Here is a 14,783-nt window from a genome sequence, read left to right on the forward strand (position 1 = left end):
GCCCGAAACCGGGACAGAACCTTGCAGCTTGATCTTTCCGACAAAATAAAATAAGGTTTTGGGACGCGCTGTAAACTCGTATTCTGTTCGAAGAATGGAACTGGAAGGATTCTTTTCGTTTCTTATAAGAATCAGCCTTATGAGTTCGATGATTGGAAAGAGCTTATAAAATTTATCCTATCCATCCTTATATCCGCACTCGGACAGAGGAAAGGAATCTGTTTGATGAAATTTTACAATAACGTAGTCGTCGCTTCTTTTACGTTCGTTCTGAGTGTTTGTACCTCCTTACAAAACTCGGACGCGGGAAACGAAAAGGTCGTCTATGTCAAAAACGTACAGGGGATCAATCTGAACGATCTTGAGTTGAACGCAAAAAGAAAGATCTTAGAAAACGGACTCGGAGAAAAGATCGAAGGAAGTTTGCAGACGATCGACGGCCAACTCAAAGAGATGATTACAAATTCTTCCACGGAAGGATTTGTCACTGAATTCACGTTCGTCGGCGATATCCGAAAAAAAGGAAATCTTGTCGAAGCGGACGCGAAGGGAAAGGTCAATCCAAAGACCGTCGAAGACGCCTTAAAGGAAAGATACAAAGACATAGGAAAACCGAAATTCTTGCTGATCATAGATGAAAAAATATTAGGAAAATCGAATCTGACTTCGTCCGTCTCGATTTCCGAAAATGCGATCGTTAAAAAATTTACGGAATTCGATTTTCTCGATAAAAATCAGTTCTCTCGAATTTTGACAAAGGAAGTAGGAACGTCTGCAGAAGTTTACGGAAATCAATCTTTCGAAGGAAAGGCGATCGCAGCGGCTTCCGAGATGGAAGCGCAGATTTTACTAATCGGTCAAGCTGAAGTAACGGATGCGGGTGAACTCGAAGGGAGCGGACTTCACTCCTATCAAGCGGTTCTTCGATTCAAAATTTTCGACGTCAACACCGCGAAAATATTGGCCGCAGAAAATACGAGCGGCGCCTATCCTCATATCAACCCGGAAACGGGATCGCAGGAAGCGATTCGGAAAGCGGTCGATAAAGCGTACCCGAAAATCCGGGAGCAGATCGGTGCGAAATGGAAACCGGGAAATTCTATCCGCGTAAAAATCGAAGGTCTTTCTTACGACGATTACGTGGACAAGGATGTGAAAGGTCTTATCAGAAGTATCAAAGGTGTGAACGGCGTTTCCGAAATTACGAGCGGAAATAAAAATCAAACCATCGTCCTGGAGGTCGAAGCCTTATTCGACGGAAGCGTTTTGTATCAAAAGATGAGAGAAAGAAAAACGGATTTCGGATTCGAGTTTTCTCAAAAGGAAGTAAAGTCCACTTCCGTCTACATTATTAAGAAAAAATAATATAATAAAATTATAAATGACCGCCTTTTCAAAGGGCGGTCATTTTATCTGTCCGCGTTCAAAGATTTTAGAAGAGCCACGGATTCCAAGTGAGGAGTCTGCGGATACGGATCCGTGATCAGAATTTTCTGAATTTGGAAAAGATCTTTTAATTTCCACAAGTCGTCCTTTTGAGAAGTCGGATTGCAGGAAACGTAAAGAAAAGAATCGATCTTAGAATTTTTGAGAGCTTCGATCACAAATTCACCCAAACCCGCGCGCGGCGGATCGGCGATGAGAAGATTTTTCTCGACGGAGCTAAAAATTTTTTCCAATCCTTCCGCGGCCTTTTTGGAAAAAAGGTCTTCTCTGACATACGAAAAATTAATTTCCGGAAAATCGGTTTTCATCTGCTTGCGCGCGATTTCGAGCGAACTCTCTATGGAGTCGATCCCGGTGATCCTTTGAAAACGATTCGCGAGAATTCTGCTGAAAAAACCGGAGCCGCAAAAAAGATCGATGAGATGTTCCGAAGATTCAGGGATTTCGTTTTGAATAAAATCCAAGATCGGCTGAAAGCCGGTCGGATTGGGCTGAAAGAAGGAATCGAACGGAACCCGAAATTCTTTTCCCGCGACGAGTTCCAGATAAGAATCACTTCCTCTGAGAACTTTAATTTCTCCCATCGCCGAAATTTCCCCCTTTCTACGGTTGTAACAGAAAAGAAGATGATCCGCTTTCAGAAATTTTTTGCAAGCCTCGGCAAATTCGGATTCTTCCGGAGTATTTTTGAATTCTTCCGCGAAGGTAAGAATTGACATGAGTTCCTTCGTATTTCTCGCCTTACGAAGAGTTATGTATTTTAAAAATCCAAGGTCCTCTCTTCGATCGTAGGGAAGCTGCGGAAATTCTCGGATAAGACTTCTAAACCTTGCGAGCTCTTCGTTTGACTCGTCGCTTTGAATCAAACAAGATTCCAGATCTACTACGTATCGAAAAGAACCGGATTCCCTTTGTCCGACTATCGGTCCCGGAAAAACGGAGAAGTCCATTCGATTTCTATAATGATATGTTTTCTCCGCCGGAACCAAGATCGGAGCGACTCCGAAATCTTTCAGATAACTTTGAAAAAGAGAAGAGGTCTTTAGCGAAAATTGTTCCAAATAGGGAATGTGTTGGGCCGAACAACCGCCGCAACGAGTGAACGCCGGACAAGGAGGAGTTGTCGACCTGGGAACCTGGGAAATTAATTCGAGTTTTGCGGAAGGCTTTCTTCTTTTTTTCTTAAAGAGAGTAACGTTGTAGAGATCTCCCGGCAAAGAATAGGGGACTTCGATTAGATTTTTTTCGGAAAAGAGAACGCCTCGAAGATTGGAACGAATCGATTGAACGGCGCAGGTTTGCGGTTCGATTTCATTCTTCTTTTGATTGATTGACATTTTTTCTTCCAAAAAATACGAGAGGGAAACTCTGTAAACAGTTGTTTTACTCGAGAGAAAAGAATCGCTTCAAGAATCGTTCTTTCACTCCGGCAAGATTCCGATCCGAGAATTTTTGGAATCGTGCAAAAAATTTTAGTGAAATCCGATCGGCAAAAAGACGGATCACAATCTTATCAGAACCTGTCCCAAAACGGGGATCGGTTCTTGCGGCTCGATCTTTCCGAGAAAGTGAAATCATGTTTTAGGACACATTGCAAATATTCGTTGACTAGGAAGTAAATTATAGCAAGTTCATCATGACGTTCCTGTTGAGCTTATCCCTTACGGTTTTTGCGGAAGGTCCGCAGGAATTTTTTGTTTTGTTTGGGCACGCCGGAGAAAGAGCGAAAGGTCGTCTCATTCTTTGTGTTATTTTAAATATCCATGATATCGAATCGAAGAAGATAACCCTTGAAATCAGTTTTTCGATCGTTCCTTTTTTTGTTTCTTTATTCTCTTTTTATTTCGCCGGTTTTTTCCGGTCCTCTGTTGGACAAATACTTTCCCCGGTCTCTTGACCGAAAAGAGCAGGAACAGATCGACGAGGTCTATGAATACGTCCGCAAACTCCAACCTTCTGCGCCGGTTCTCTCCTCAAAGATTTACAAAAAGAAAACTCAGTTTCAGGAATTTTTCGGGTTCCCGTTTTCGGGTCCTTCGCTTCTGCTTTGGCTGCAGCAACGTATCCATAAGTTTAGAATCGGAAGTTCCGGTCGGTACGTAGCCAACTTCGAGAACGGAACGATCTATTTGGATTCTTCTTTTTTTAAACTTTCCAATCTCGAGAAAACCGTCGTATTGATCCATGAGGCAAGACACGGGGACGGCGAGGATCTTCAACATATCGATTGTCCTTCGGATTTTCCATTTTTAAGTACGAGGGCCCCGGAAACAGAATTGGAAGGGATGCGCGCCTGCGACGATCGAAAGGACGGAGCTTACGGATTTGGAGCGGCATTTCTTTTCGAAATTTTATCTTTCGGATTGTATCCCGCCGGCCGTTCCTCTGAAATCATCGGAATGTACAATTCGGAAATATTAAGAATTATGAATGTAAGGTAGGTTGTTATATGCTGTATTTTTTTAAGAAAGCTCCGTTTTTCATTCCGTTTTTGTTTTCCATGTGTTTTGTTTTTTGCGGGCCCAAAAAACATTTCGTTCGATTGGAAAAAGCTGGCAAAGAAAAAGGTAGAATCTACGTAATTCGTCCCGTTGAGACCGCGCTTGCGATGTGGTCTTACGATTTTATTCTTCAAAAATATAAGGGCCATTTTAAGAACAACCCCGAACTTGAAACAATCGCTTCTTTTGAATTGGAGAACGGAGAATTTTTTACCGAGGAGCTTGAGGAAGGATTTTATAAACTGAGTCTTTCTTCCAAACCGGGCGTTGAGAAAATTTTTAAGATGGATAAGGAAAGAAGAAATTTCTTTCGATTTGTGATCTTCAACGAGAAGGAAATTTCGATGGCCGATTTTTTTATCAAAGAAATTTCGGAAACGGATGCGCTAGGCGATTTACTGGAGAACGATCATCTAAACGAGGTGGAAAAAAAGTAATCTTCTTTGGAGGCTTTCGCGGAGGATGGTTTTATTTTGGAAATAATGAATATTCAAAACCGAAAACGAAGGAATCGGGTAAACCCGAGACCTTCGTTTTAAAGCGGAAATTAGATTTTACAGCTGTTTTTTAGAGCAGCGTCTTTTCCAACTTCAGCTTCCAGATTTGAAAGCATGATGCTTGGATTTTTGATCGCAGCAGCGGTAAAAATTTTGGAGAAGTTTTCTTTAGCTACTTCTTTGAATCTTTGAGAATCGCCGGAGCATCCGAAAAGAGTCGCTAAGCTGGAAAGTTTTTCGCCTTTTCCCATAGCAATTTCTTGTTCTAAACTTTCGTAGTTCATGTGAACAAAAACTTCTTTCGCTTTGTCGTTATTCACGATTCCGTCGGAAGTACAGTTGGAAGTTCCGGAAGTGATTCCGAATGATTGGTTTCCGTAGATTCCGTTCGTAGTAGCGGCAAAAATTTGAACCATGCCGTTGTCTTTAAAAATCAAAGAACCCAGTCCGCAACCGCCCATACCGTATGCAGCTTTTGCGGAAAGGTTAGCCGAAATTGCGAAGAAGACTGTGAGTGCGATAAGTAATAATTTCTTCATATTTTTTAGATCTCCCGATTATAGAGTACAGTTTTTAGAAAGGGATGCATCCCCTTTGATTTCTGATTTAACGGCAGAAAGTAAAAGAGAAGGAGTGGTGTCTTGTTTAATTAAGGAAGAAAACTTGTCTTTTGTCAGTTTGCCAAAACGAGAAACAGAACCAGCATCACATCCAAGAAGTTTTGCGAAAGAGTCTAATTTTTCCCCTTTTCCCAAAGCCATTTCCTGCTCAAGACTTTCGTAATTTACGGAAATAAACATTTCTTGTGCTTTCTCAACTTTCACGATTCCGTCTGCAGTACAGTTGGAAGTTCCGGAAGTGATTCCGAAAGTTTGGTTTCCAGAAGTTCCGTTCGTTGTAGAAGCGAAAACTTGAGTAAAGCCGTTACCACTGATCACACTAGATCCTAAACCACAACCAGCCATTCCGTAACCTTTTGCTTCTACGTTAGCTGACACTAAACTGATTCCAGCCAAAACCGCTAGGCTAAGAACAGTCGAAACTACTGTTTTCATCATAATTTATCTCCTATAGAAAAATCAGGTAGAAAATCCCTGGAAAATCCTTTCAGTCAACAACTTTCATATAAAAAAAATTCTTTTTTCAATTTATCTTGAGAAAACTTTTTTTATTTCTTCGAATATCTAATTGCGAATTTTATAGCGCCAGTTTCCTGGTTGTCCGATCGTCGATTTTTTCGCATAACGGTGAATATAAGAACCTGTTCCAAATCCGGAAAAGGTTCTGACGACCTGACTTTTCTAACAAAGTAAAAGAATGTTAGGGACACGTTGCAAATTCGATTCGATTAAAAGAATTGATATTCCTGCTCGGCACGTTTGCAGACAGTAGTTTGAGAGTTTTTTAATCCAATTCTCTTTTTTACGAAGTCTGAATATAGAATAGGAAAATTCTTTGATCACAGTTAGAAATCTTCAGAAATCCTTCCAAGTCTCCAAAAGAAAACCCGGACTTTTCGGAGCTATCGGTTCGCTCTTTTATACGAAAAAAGAAATCATTCGCGCGGTGGAAAACGTATCCTTTGAAATTCAACCCGGAGAATTTGTGGGATACATCGGTCCGAACGGAGCCGGTAAGTCCACAACCATTAAATTATTGACCGGGGTCTTGACTCCGGACGAAGGGGAGATTCGAATTTTCGGAATGGATCCCTCCAGAGACAGAAGGGAGAATTCCAAACAGATCGGGGTCGTTTTCGGACAGAAGACTCAGCTCTGGTGGGACCTTCCGGTCGGGGAGTCCTTTGATCTTCTTCGATCCATCTACAAGATCGAGACAACAGATTATAAAAAACGAATGGAGATGTTCAACGATCTTTTAGGTCTTCGGGAATTCTTTCATCAACAGGTCAGAAAGCTGAGCTTGGGACAACGGATGAAGGCAGAGATTGCGGCAAGCCTTTTGCATTTTCCGCGCGTCTTGTTTCTGGACGAACCCACGATCGGACTCGACGTCCTCGTAAAAGAAAAGGTAAGGGAATTTATCCGAACGATCAATCGGGAAGAAAAGGTTACCGTTCTTTTGACCACGCACGACGTTCAGGACATCGAGTATCTCGCCAAAAGAATCATTCTCATTGATCACGGGAAGATCCGTTTTGACGGAGATCTAAATTCTTTCCGAGGTTTGGGCGGAACGGATAACGTGGTCGAACTTCAGTATCGGGGAGGAAAAATTCTTGAGCTTCCTTCCGAATTCACTCTGATTCAAAACGGAAATCCGAATCACGCGAGCGTCTCTGTGAAAGAGGGGGAATCTTTGAACCGGCTTCTTTCTTTTTTGAGTTCTTCGGGATTGGAAATTACCGAGATCAATTTTAAAAAACCCGATCTCGCCGCGGTCATCAAACAGATCTACGGTGAAAAATCTTGAAACTTTATCTAAAAGTAATTTCCAAAGCCTTTCAAAGATCCTCCACGTATCGACTCGAATACTTTACCGGAGTTCTCAACGCAGTCTTGTATCTCGCGATTCTTACTTCGGTTTGGCAGTCGGTCGCAGGCGACGAATCGGAGATAGGTCGAACGAAAGAATCCCTAATTCTTTACGCGGTCATTTCCACTTTGATCAAGGTTTCCTTCGGAAGACAGGACGGGTTGGTTTCCTCTAAAATTAAGAATGGAACGATCGTCTTTGATCTTTTAAAACCGATCCGTTTTCCGTTGATCGTTTTTGCGGATACGATCGGAGTCAGCGTCTATCATCTTCTTTCAAGGTCGCTTCCTCTTCTGATTCTTTCCTTTGCAGTTTTGGATATCGGTTTCGCTCCGCGGATTCAGACCATTCTTTCTTTTTTATGCGTCTATGTTCTCGCGTTTATTATTTTCTTTTTGATAGGATTTATGATTTCATCCTTATCTTTTTACTTTACGGAAATTTTTTCCTTCTTTTTGCTTTATTTCGCTTTGATCACTTTGTTTTCGGGAGCGGTCATTCCTCTGGATCTGTTTCCCGATTTTTTAAAAAACGTCTCCTCTTGGCTTCCGTTCGCTTATCTATATTATTATCCGACTCAAGTTTTGACCTCGCAGCCCATCGGAATGGAATTTGCAGAATTGATTGCCCGTTATTTTTTGATGATCGGAATTCTTACCGCCGGCGCGTCCACGATTTATCTTTCCGGTTTGAAACGTCTCGAATTGGCGGGAGGATAACTTTGTTTCGTTCCTTTCAAACTTATCTGAAGTTGGCGGTCTCTTCCGTACAATCGCACATGGAATACAAGGCGAGTTTTTGGATCTATCTCGTTACGCTCCTCGTCTATTATTCCGCTCAGGCGGCGACGATTTTTATATTACTTTCCAAGTTCGTTTCGATCGGAGGATGGACTCGGGGAGAGATCGCGTTTCTCTACAGCCTTTTGATTTTTGCGCAGGGAATCGTGGCTTCGGTATTTTCGGGAATGGTGGAATTCGGATCCTTGGTGAGAGACGGCGGTTACGACCGATATCTTTTAAGACCCCTTTCCCCGATCGGACAAGTGCTGATGAACCACTTCGACATAACCGGACTTCTTCATTTGGTCTTGGGTGTGATCACTTTTTTTGCCGCAAATCAGTTTACAAATATTGAATGGACTTCCGCGAAAGTATCGATGTTGTTTTTGGTCGTTTTGGGAAGTGCGATGATTTTGGCGGGAATCCGAATCGCAATCGCTTCCGTTGCGTTCTACGCGATTCAGAATTATTCCTTAGTGCATCTGTTTATATTTTCAAGCCGGGAGTTTATGATGTATCCGATGAATATCTACAACGTATCGATCCGGCTTCTTTTGACTTTTCTTCTGCCGCTCGGATTCGTTAATTTCTATCCGGCTCATTATTTTTTGAATAAGGACGGTGAATCGTTATTCCATCCTTTCTTTATATACTTAAATTTGCCGGTCGGTTGTTTTCTTTTTTTCGGTTCCTTGTTTCTCTGGAAAAAGGGACAGAAACGATACGAATCGACCGGGACTTAGTTATTTGATTTCCAAGTGTTCGATTCCGGACTCGGTGAAGATCTCTTCATACTTTGAAATGAAAGGAGCTTCTTTTTCGATTCTTTCTTCGATCGCCATTCCTTTGATTTCGGCCTCCGTATAGGTTCTTGTAAAATCCCTTCCGGCCAATCTCTGAACGAGTTCGTCCCAAAAAATGCTGTCCTGATATTCCGTAATCAGATCGGAAATGTCGGTCTTTTCTTCGAACTCTCTGGTTAAATAATGAAGTTCTTCTTCGCTGTCGTACGCGACCAAATGGGAAACTTCCAGAGCCTTTGCATAAGAAAGCACCTGTTGTTCCATGTCCTCGTATGCGTCATAAGAATCCAATCGGTCGGGAGCAGGTTCTTCTTCCTCTAAAATCGAGTGATAGAGAAACCGGGTGATCGCCAAGGATTTAAGAAGGGCTTCGTATTGTTCGCGTGTGAGTTCGATATTCATTGCAATTCCCATTTCACGGACGAGGCGCGGTTTGCCAAATCTATTTCTCGGGGAAATTTCGCCGGTTCAAGTGGGTTTTTCTTCTTAGCAAACTTCGTTGAAGGTTGAAAAAAAATTGCCTTTAAGAAAATTTTCTTTCAAACGAAGAATAGGCTGAATTTTAAATCCGATTTCAAATGATTCTTAATCGTGGATTCACTCGGTTTAAAAAAAGGATATCGTCCGAATTTCGCGGACGATCGGTTTGTTCGCGCGGACTTGCTTCCTAGTCCTTTTTTATTTTCGAATTTTGGGAATTGTGCCTCCGCTTCAAAAAAGTTCTTTCGACTGAAAGAAACAAATCTTCGCTTCTCCATTCTTTATATCCTTCGACCTTCTCAAACTCCTCTCGCTCTTTAGGAGAAACGAATTCTCGTTTTCAAATAGGAAGGTTTCTTTTAAAATTCGGATCCTGAGTCGGACTGCGAATTTTTTTCGGCTTACGGAAAATCTAGCCGCTTAGAGTCGAAGGAAGGTTGCTATCGATTGAAAACAAAGGACTCCGAAAAAAATCTTCATTAAAAAAGAACGAGATTCGTTTTGTGGACTTTTATATCTTTAACGAATCTTTCTTTTCGTTTTCCAAAAGTGATTTCAAAGAATGCAACACGAAGGAAGCTCCTTTGGTTCCTAATAAATTTTAACCGTCTTGATCCAAATTCTCTTTCGTCGGATTGAATTTAGATTTTTGAATTAGATTTTCCAAAAAGGAGAGAAAATTTTTGGATTCTTTGGATGCGCCTAAGTTCATCCAGTTGACGTGACCGCCGCCTCTTACTTCCCAAAACCATTTCGGTTGTCCCGCGAGTCCGAAGAGTTCGATCCCGTTCTGATAGGAAACGATCGGATCTTCGGTGCCGTGGATCACCAGGAGCGGAATCGGCGCGAGTTTTGAAACGGTTTCTCCCGGGTTTAAGGAATCGCTTACGAATAGCCCCGCGATCCAATCGATCGGAAAAAATAGAACTTTTCTCACCACTTGTTTGAAGACCGTCTTGTAACTTGCGAAACTTCCGTCTGCGACGATCAATACGATTCCGGATTTATCCTTAAGTTCAGAGGTTGCGCGTAACGCAATCGCTCCTCCGAGGCTCTGGCCGTAGACGACGAGAGGAATCTTTCGTATTTTAGAATATTCTAATTCTTTGGTTAAAAATTCCACAGAGTCCCTATGTATGTCCGATCTTTCCGGCTTTCCGGTCGAATCGAGATAGCCTCTGTAGTCCAAGGTGACGAGTTCGTAGCCGTAGTTTACCATCCACACGAGACTCGTAAAATGGCTGGTTCTATTTTCGCCGTTCCCGTGGAATTGCACGACTACTCCTTTCGGTTTTTCCTTGGGAAGTATTCTCCAAAAATGGATTTCTTCTCCGTCGTAGGTTTTAAAAATTTCCTCCTTATGTTGAAATCCGAAAATCTCCGGACTCCAGTATTTCTCTTGAGTAGGCTGGTAAAATAAGGAGGCGCAGGATTCCAACGCGGCGAAAAGGAATAAGAGACAGATCCGTTTAGAAAAAAAGAGAAATAGAGACTTGTGCTTCTTCATAATATTTTTGTAATTTACCTTCTATTCTAATTTCCGTATTTTGGGACGAGCTGTAACGAATGCCGGGCGATACTTTATAGTCGTCTTTGTATCCGTAGATTGAAAATCCGAAATATTGCGCGGATAAACCCAATTTCCAATTTCCGTAAGAACAACCGGTAAAGATCGCCGCTTGCGGCGCGACTAAAAGTCCCTCCGGATAGTATCCGTTGGCTCTTCCTTTCGCTCCGATTTGAATGGAGAACGTCCATAAAAAAGAACTTCCCGAGTTTACGTTCGAAAACGTATAACCGCCGGTTCCTTCTATATTTACGTTGGTGACCCTGTATTCCTTTTCGTAATCGTTTTTGGTCCTTTGATATCCTAACCAGAGGGGTATGTTCTGATTGTAAGCCAAAAGGTACGGGCTCGTTTTTTTGGAATCAAAGTCGTGTTTGATCATCGATGAATCCGCGCCGATATCGAAATAGAAGGACATCGGCGAAGAGATCGGATTGACGGGGGAAAGCGAAAGTATTTTCACTAAACTTCCCTCTTCGAGAGTGGGGTTTTTGTAATAGTCGTATTTTCGAAAGACCGCGGAAAAATATTCGATCGTTGAGAAAGGAACAAATCCTTTGTCGTAGTTTAGAAAATCATGATATGCCGCGCGGATTGCGATTTCGGAATAACCCCCGATGTTCGATTGTCCCCTGCTTAGCTTGATTCTTCCGCTTCCGTGCCCTTCTTCCGGAGGTGAAACCATGGGAGCTTGTTCAGGGAGGGGAGGGAAATTGATCTTACTTCTTTCTAAGAGGACGTTTCTGTATTTTTCTTCCTGTTCGGGTGAAAATTTTTTTTGAGTCCTTTTGTAACGTGTCGCGTCCAAAATCGCATCGAGTATGAAAGCGTGTCTTTGACCTTCTCCTGATTCTAAAATTTGTTCGAGTTGAACGTTTCCGTTTAGATATCCGTAAACTTTCTTTTTTTCCTCTTCGTCGAGATGGAAAAGTTTTTGTTCCAATTTGGAGCTGAGAGAAGGCCTATATGTTTTCTTACGAATCAAACCTTCCTGTTCCAAGACGAGTTTTACCGTGTCTGACGGAATCGTATAAAGGTTGAATTTATCTCTGAGTCTCAGTTCCGGTTTTCCGATTTCTATCAATGAAAGCAGGTGATAGGAACAATTCTCGTCGAAGAAAAAATAATCGAAGTAGGTGCTGCCTAACTCCCAAACGTGAGACGCGATCCGCCTGGATTCTTCCGCGTTGAGGTTGAGTTCGTATTCCCAGAGATCTCGACTCTCCATATCGTTGTATTCGTTGATCTTATAGTAGTAAGGAAAAATACTAAAGGTTCCCGGATAACCGCCCATCAATCCTTTGAAAGTATAGGCCAAGGAAGAATCGTCCGGAGAATAATTCGCGGCAAAGTTGATCGCATAGTCTAAAATTTCGGAACGAGTTGAATTTTCGGAACCGATTTTGAATAGGTTGTGACCGAATAAGGAAGCGGGATTGTTTAGATAAAAAGACGCGAATATAAGTTTTGTTGAAACCGGGTTTAAGGAGTTCATCCAATTCTTATATCGATCACAGTTTAATTTTGGAAGTGAATTCTTATCAAAATTCAATTTAGAATCCAACCACCGAAATCTTTCCGGAAACTTGCACAATGGATGTAACTTCGTTTCGGAAATTTCATCCTGACTAGGTTCTCTAAAAAAGGATTGGATCGTTTCGACGAGTTCGGATCGAGGGTCGTTTTTTCCGTTCGGTGAAAGAAAAAATTCTTCGCCGTCCGCTTCACTTTTCCCTTTTCCGAATAAAATCGGATCCCTATAATGAAGAAGCAGTCTCCAATAACGATCGGAATCCAAATTCATTTTGACCGCGGCGTCCTTGTACGCTTGGATTCTATCCGGAGGATCGTTCGTCTGTCCGAAAAGAAAATCGGCGTGAATGAAGGCAAAGAATAGAAGAAGGAAAAGTTTGATTTGAATCGTTTTCAAGAAAGGGGGAAACCGGCGTCGTATCACACCGATCGAAACCTATTAAATTTTAGGGACACTGGATACGTTCGTATCCTTGCGATTTCACTTTTGATATTGGAAAGAATTTCGGACGGATCTTCCCTGTTAAAAAGAAAACCGACGTTAGAGCTTTGAAGGATCGTTCTCTCATTTTTTACTCGTTCAGATTTTCCGGTAATGTTTAAGAACAAAAAGGTCGGTGTCAATTTTTTTTCATAACCGAGTAGAAGAAGAATTAGAAAGAATCTTATTTACTGTCACCTTGCATTTCTTCCAGCAATTTACATTCCGGTATCGTTTCCTTTTCGACTTGTTTTTCCTTTCTGTATCCGATGACGTGTCCCGGGATCGACGAAAACAAACCGAGGTATTGACCGGCGGACCCGAGCAAAGGACCCGCCGCGTAAGTGGAATAAGCGGGATACAAAGTTCTATAAGCTAGGAGTTCGTTTTTCAGATCGCATTTGTGTCGAAGATATCGAAGCGCGTCATCCGAAGCTCTTGCTTCGGGGTAGAGCGCTCCTAAGACCGGAATCGAATATCCAAGGCTGTAGAAAGATTTATATTTTCTCAAAGCGAAATCCTTCGAATGTCCTCCTTCATGCAAGACCACCGAAGGAAGATCGCTGTAGATGTTGATCGTATTCGTATAAGGATTGTAATGATCTCCGCCGCCGAAAATAAAACCCGCAAAAAGCCTTTCCGGGATGATCGCGGAAATAAACCAGCTGACGATTCCAAGCGAATATTTTAAGACGGGGTGCACCGTGTCCGATTTCCAGAGTTGTTTCAAATCGCTCCAAGGAGAATATTGATTAAAGCGGACTTTGACGTCTTTGAGATTGTTCTCCCGAATATAATCCATGAGATATTTTTTCGTTTCTTCCGAGACGCTATGACTATTCATCTTTCTATTCCAGAGAATCAGCTTTGTGAGCGAGCCGAAGACGTTTCCGAAAAAGTCCAAAAGCCAGTAAGGTTCTCCTTCCTCGAATTGCGGATTCTCTTCGTCGAAGTAGTTTTCGTTCGGATAATACGGTTTTGCGTAGACGTATTTTTTTTCCGCCGAATAGGAGCATCCGACGGAAAAGGATAAGCATATAAGAAGGACGATCGCTCCAAGCCGTTTGAAGTTTTGATTCATGGATGATGCTTTCTCTCCGTTTTATTCGGATTCGGGGCTGAGGATTTTTCAAGGTAGAACTTTAGTTTTTCAGAAAATTCTAATAGAGCGATTCTTCCGAGTTGGTTGAGTTGGTCCTCTCTGTTTCCCCTAAATCCAAGATAAGGCAGGTAGATCAGCCAGCCCACGACGGTCGCGGTGGAAAGAGTAAAGTTACAGTCGGTTACGTTGGAATCGATCGAATCTTCGAAACGAAAATCCAAAACGGTCTCGTCTTTCTCGGCTCTTTTCAATTCTATTTCCAATCTTACCGAGGTCGTACTTCCTCTAAAACAGCGGTCGTCCGTTTTCAATTCGAAATTCTTAACGATGATTTTTAGGTTCTGATCGGTTTTGTATTCGCTGCGGTTTCTGTCTAATTCCCTCATTATCAAGGTTTTTATAGAGCCGTATTCGTTTTCCAAATTTCGAGGAGCTAAGAAGAATAAGGACGGATCTCTTGTCGCAAAGACGAGTCTCGAGTTCTCGGGGGATTCTATCACTTCGAAGTTCGGATTTTTTCCGGGAGTTGCGAGCTGAGGAATCGTATCCACGTTTCCGATATCGAAGGCCTCCGTTCCTTTTTTCGGAACATAAACTCGAATGGAAATGCAGCCGGAGAAGAATAAAAAACAAAGAATAAAACAGGTTCCCCGAAAAAAGTTTTCGTTTCTCGGAAATCGGGTCGAGGAAAAAAACAAATTAGAAAAATAGAATGTATTTGTCCGTTTCATGGAAGACCTTTTGTCACGAAGGCGGTGACCGTTGTGCAGTATCTTGTTCCGAGTAAAGCCCAATACCAGGATTCTTGAAACGTAACCTCGGAAAGCGAGCCGCCTTCCGCTTGCGCGACCACTTTGGAAAACGCCTTTGCCGATCTGTCGCTAAGTCCGATCGGTAAGAACATAAAGAATAAAAAGCCGCATTCTTTTCCGTACGCGGGAATCGAGATTGTATTCGAATTTTGGGCGTGAATTTTACTTTCGGGGATAAACACCGGAGTCGATACGCAGGAAAACAAAAGAGAAACGAGAATCAGAAAAAAAATCCGAATTCTAAAATTCATTGTATAGCTTCTCCGGTGAGGGTCACGCACTG

The 14,783-nt window shown here is 42.2% G+C and carries 16 protein-coding genes; 7 read left to right on the top strand and 9 right to left on the bottom strand.

Annotation, left to right across the window (positions count from 1 at the left end):
- The first annotated feature begins 225 nt into the window (after positions 1-225).
- Positions 226-1,365 (top strand): hypothetical protein, encoded by a 1,140-nt coding sequence (locus CH376_RS21530; RefSeq protein ID WP_100784135.1) that lies wholly within the window; start codon positions 226-228, stop codon positions 1,363-1,365.
- Positions 1,366-1,409: 44 nt separating this feature from the next.
- Here the strand turns inward: CH376_RS21530 and rlmD are convergent, their stop codons facing one another.
- Positions 1,410-2,783, bottom strand: a complete 1,374-nt coding sequence (gene rlmD / locus CH376_RS21535) for a 23S rRNA (uracil(1939)-C(5))-methyltransferase RlmD (RefSeq protein ID WP_100784136.1) — start codon at positions 2,781-2,783, stop codon at positions 1,410-1,412.
- A gap of 453 nt (positions 2,784-3,236) precedes the next feature.
- On the opposite strand from rlmD, the gene CH376_RS21545 reads away from it, so the two are divergent.
- Complete coding sequence (locus tag CH376_RS21545; RefSeq protein ID WP_100784138.1) at positions 3,237-3,887, top strand: hypothetical protein; 651 nt, start codon at positions 3,237-3,239, stop codon at positions 3,885-3,887.
- 8 nt (positions 3,888-3,895) lie between these two features.
- The gene (locus CH376_RS21550) at positions 3,896-4,384 is read left to right on the top strand and encodes a hypothetical protein (protein WP_420843578.1); all 489 of its coding nucleotides are present in this window, start codon (positions 3,896-3,898) and stop codon (positions 4,382-4,384) included.
- A gap of 110 nt (positions 4,385-4,494) precedes the next feature.
- On the opposite strand, the gene CH376_RS21555 is transcribed toward CH376_RS21550, so the two are convergent.
- Together CH376_RS21555 and CH376_RS21560 are read right to left on the bottom strand one after the other, a co-directional pair.
- Entirely contained in the window at positions 4,495-4,983 is a 489-nt protein-coding gene (locus CH376_RS21555) for a DUF3015 domain-containing protein (protein WP_100784139.1), read from the bottom strand.
- An 18-nt stretch (positions 4,984-5,001) separates the two neighbouring features.
- Entirely contained in the window at positions 5,002-5,502 is a 501-nt protein-coding gene (locus CH376_RS21560; protein WP_100784140.1) for a DUF3015 domain-containing protein, read from the bottom strand.
- A 397-nt stretch (positions 5,503-5,899) separates the two neighbouring features.
- Between CH376_RS21560 and CH376_RS21565 the strand changes: the two genes are divergently transcribed.
- From CH376_RS21565 to CH376_RS21575, 3 genes are read left to right on the top strand one after another with little or no spacing between them, the layout of a single operon-like run.
- A complete protein-coding gene (locus CH376_RS21565; protein WP_100784141.1) occupies positions 5,900-6,877 on the top strand; it encodes an ABC transporter ATP-binding protein in 978 nt (325 codons plus the stop codon).
- Positions 6,874-7,659 carry an ABC transporter permease gene (locus CH376_RS21570; RefSeq protein WP_165781679.1) on the top strand — a complete coding sequence of 262 codons (786 nt, stop codon included), beginning with the start codon at positions 6,874-6,876 and terminating at the stop codon, positions 7,657-7,659. The genes CH376_RS21565 and CH376_RS21570 overlap by 4 nt, the downstream gene beginning before the upstream one ends.
- Before the next feature lie 2 nt (positions 7,660-7,661).
- Complete coding sequence (locus tag CH376_RS21575; RefSeq protein ID WP_243394663.1) at positions 7,662-8,465, top strand: ABC transporter permease; 804 nt, start codon at positions 7,662-7,664, stop codon at positions 8,463-8,465.
- On the opposite strand, the gene CH376_RS21580 is transcribed toward CH376_RS21575, so the two are convergent.
- From CH376_RS21580 to CH376_RS21595, 3 genes are all read right to left on the bottom strand, one after another.
- Positions 8,466-8,927: a hypothetical protein gene (locus CH376_RS21580; protein ID WP_100784479.1), complete on the bottom strand. Its 462-nt coding sequence runs from the start codon at positions 8,925-8,927 to the stop codon at positions 8,466-8,468.
- 679 nt (positions 8,928-9,606) lie between these two features.
- A complete protein-coding gene (locus tag CH376_RS21590) occupies positions 9,607-10,512 on the bottom strand; it encodes an alpha/beta hydrolase (RefSeq protein WP_100784144.1) in 906 nt (301 codons plus the stop codon).
- The gene (locus CH376_RS21595) at positions 10,475-12,493 is read right to left on the bottom strand and encodes an Lnb N-terminal periplasmic domain-containing protein (protein ID WP_476737510.1); all 2,019 of its coding nucleotides are present in this window, start codon (positions 12,491-12,493) and stop codon (positions 10,475-10,477) included. Before CH376_RS21595 ends, CH376_RS21590 begins: the two co-directional genes overlap by 38 nt.
- On the opposite strand from CH376_RS21595, the gene CH376_RS24340 reads away from it, so the two are divergent.
- Entirely contained in the window at positions 12,488-12,658 is a 171-nt protein-coding gene (locus CH376_RS24340; RefSeq protein WP_165781680.1) for a hypothetical protein, read from the top strand. The two genes, CH376_RS21595 and CH376_RS24340, sit on opposite strands and share 6 nt — an antisense overlap.
- Positions 12,659-12,770: 112 nt before the next feature.
- Here CH376_RS24340 and CH376_RS21600 read toward each other — a convergent pair whose 3' ends face one another.
- Genes CH376_RS21600 through CH376_RS21610 form a run of 3 tightly spaced genes read right to left on the bottom strand, consistent with a single transcriptional unit; the run spans position 12,771 to position 14,751 of the window.
- Positions 12,771-13,667 carry a hypothetical protein gene (locus tag CH376_RS21600; RefSeq protein WP_100784145.1) on the bottom strand — a complete coding sequence of 299 codons (897 nt, stop codon included), beginning with the start codon at positions 13,665-13,667 and terminating at the stop codon, positions 12,771-12,773.
- Positions 13,664-14,419, bottom strand: a complete 756-nt coding sequence (locus CH376_RS21605) for a hypothetical protein (RefSeq protein WP_243394664.1) — start codon at positions 14,417-14,419, stop codon at positions 13,664-13,666. Before CH376_RS21605 ends, CH376_RS21600 begins: the two co-directional genes overlap by 4 nt.
- Positions 14,416-14,751 (bottom strand): hypothetical protein, encoded by a 336-nt coding sequence (locus tag CH376_RS21610; RefSeq protein ID WP_100784146.1) that lies wholly within the window; start codon positions 14,749-14,751, stop codon positions 14,416-14,418. Before CH376_RS21610 ends, CH376_RS21605 begins: the two co-directional genes overlap by 4 nt.
- Positions 14,752-14,783 lie beyond the last annotated feature (32 nt).

Source organism: Leptospira adleri, from assembly GCF_002811985.1.
Taxonomy (GTDB): domain Bacteria; phylum Spirochaetota; class Leptospiria; order Leptospirales; family Leptospiraceae; genus Leptospira; species Leptospira adleri.

Excerpts from the sequence above, each read along its gene's own strand:
- CH376_RS21555 (WP_100784139.1), bottom strand. The coding sequence starts at position 4,983 with ATGAAGAAATTATTACTTATCGCACTCACAGTCTTCTTCGCAATTTCG.
- CH376_RS21590 (WP_100784144.1), bottom strand. The coding sequence starts at position 10,512 with ATGAAGAAGCACAAGTCTCTATTTCTCTTTTTTTCTAAACGGATCTGT.
- CH376_RS21610 (WP_100784146.1), bottom strand. The coding sequence starts at position 14,751 with ATGAATTTTAGAATTCGGATTTTTTTTCTGATTCTCGTTTCTCTTTTG.
- CH376_RS21550 (WP_420843578.1), top strand. The coding sequence starts at position 3,896 with ATGCTGTATTTTTTTAAGAAAGCTCCGTTTTTCATTCCGTTTTTGTTT.
- CH376_RS21600 (WP_100784145.1), bottom strand. The coding sequence starts at position 13,667 with ATGAATCAAAACTTCAAACGGCTTGGAGCGATCGTCCTTCTTATATGC.
- CH376_RS21580 (WP_100784479.1), bottom strand. The coding sequence starts at position 8,927 with ATGAATATCGAACTCACACGCGAACAATACGAAGCCCTTCTTAAATCC.
- CH376_RS21605 (WP_243394664.1), bottom strand. The coding sequence starts at position 14,419 with ATGAAACGGACAAATACATTCTATTTTTCTAATTTGTTTTTTTCCTCG.
- CH376_RS21530 (WP_100784135.1), top strand. The coding sequence starts at position 226 with ATGAAATTTTACAATAACGTAGTCGTCGCTTCTTTTACGTTCGTTCTG.
- CH376_RS21560 (WP_100784140.1), bottom strand. The coding sequence starts at position 5,502 with ATGATGAAAACAGTAGTTTCGACTGTTCTTAGCCTAGCGGTTTTGGCT.
- rlmD (WP_100784136.1), bottom strand. The coding sequence starts at position 2,783 with ATGTCAATCAATCAAAAGAAGAATGAAATCGAACCGCAAACCTGCGCC.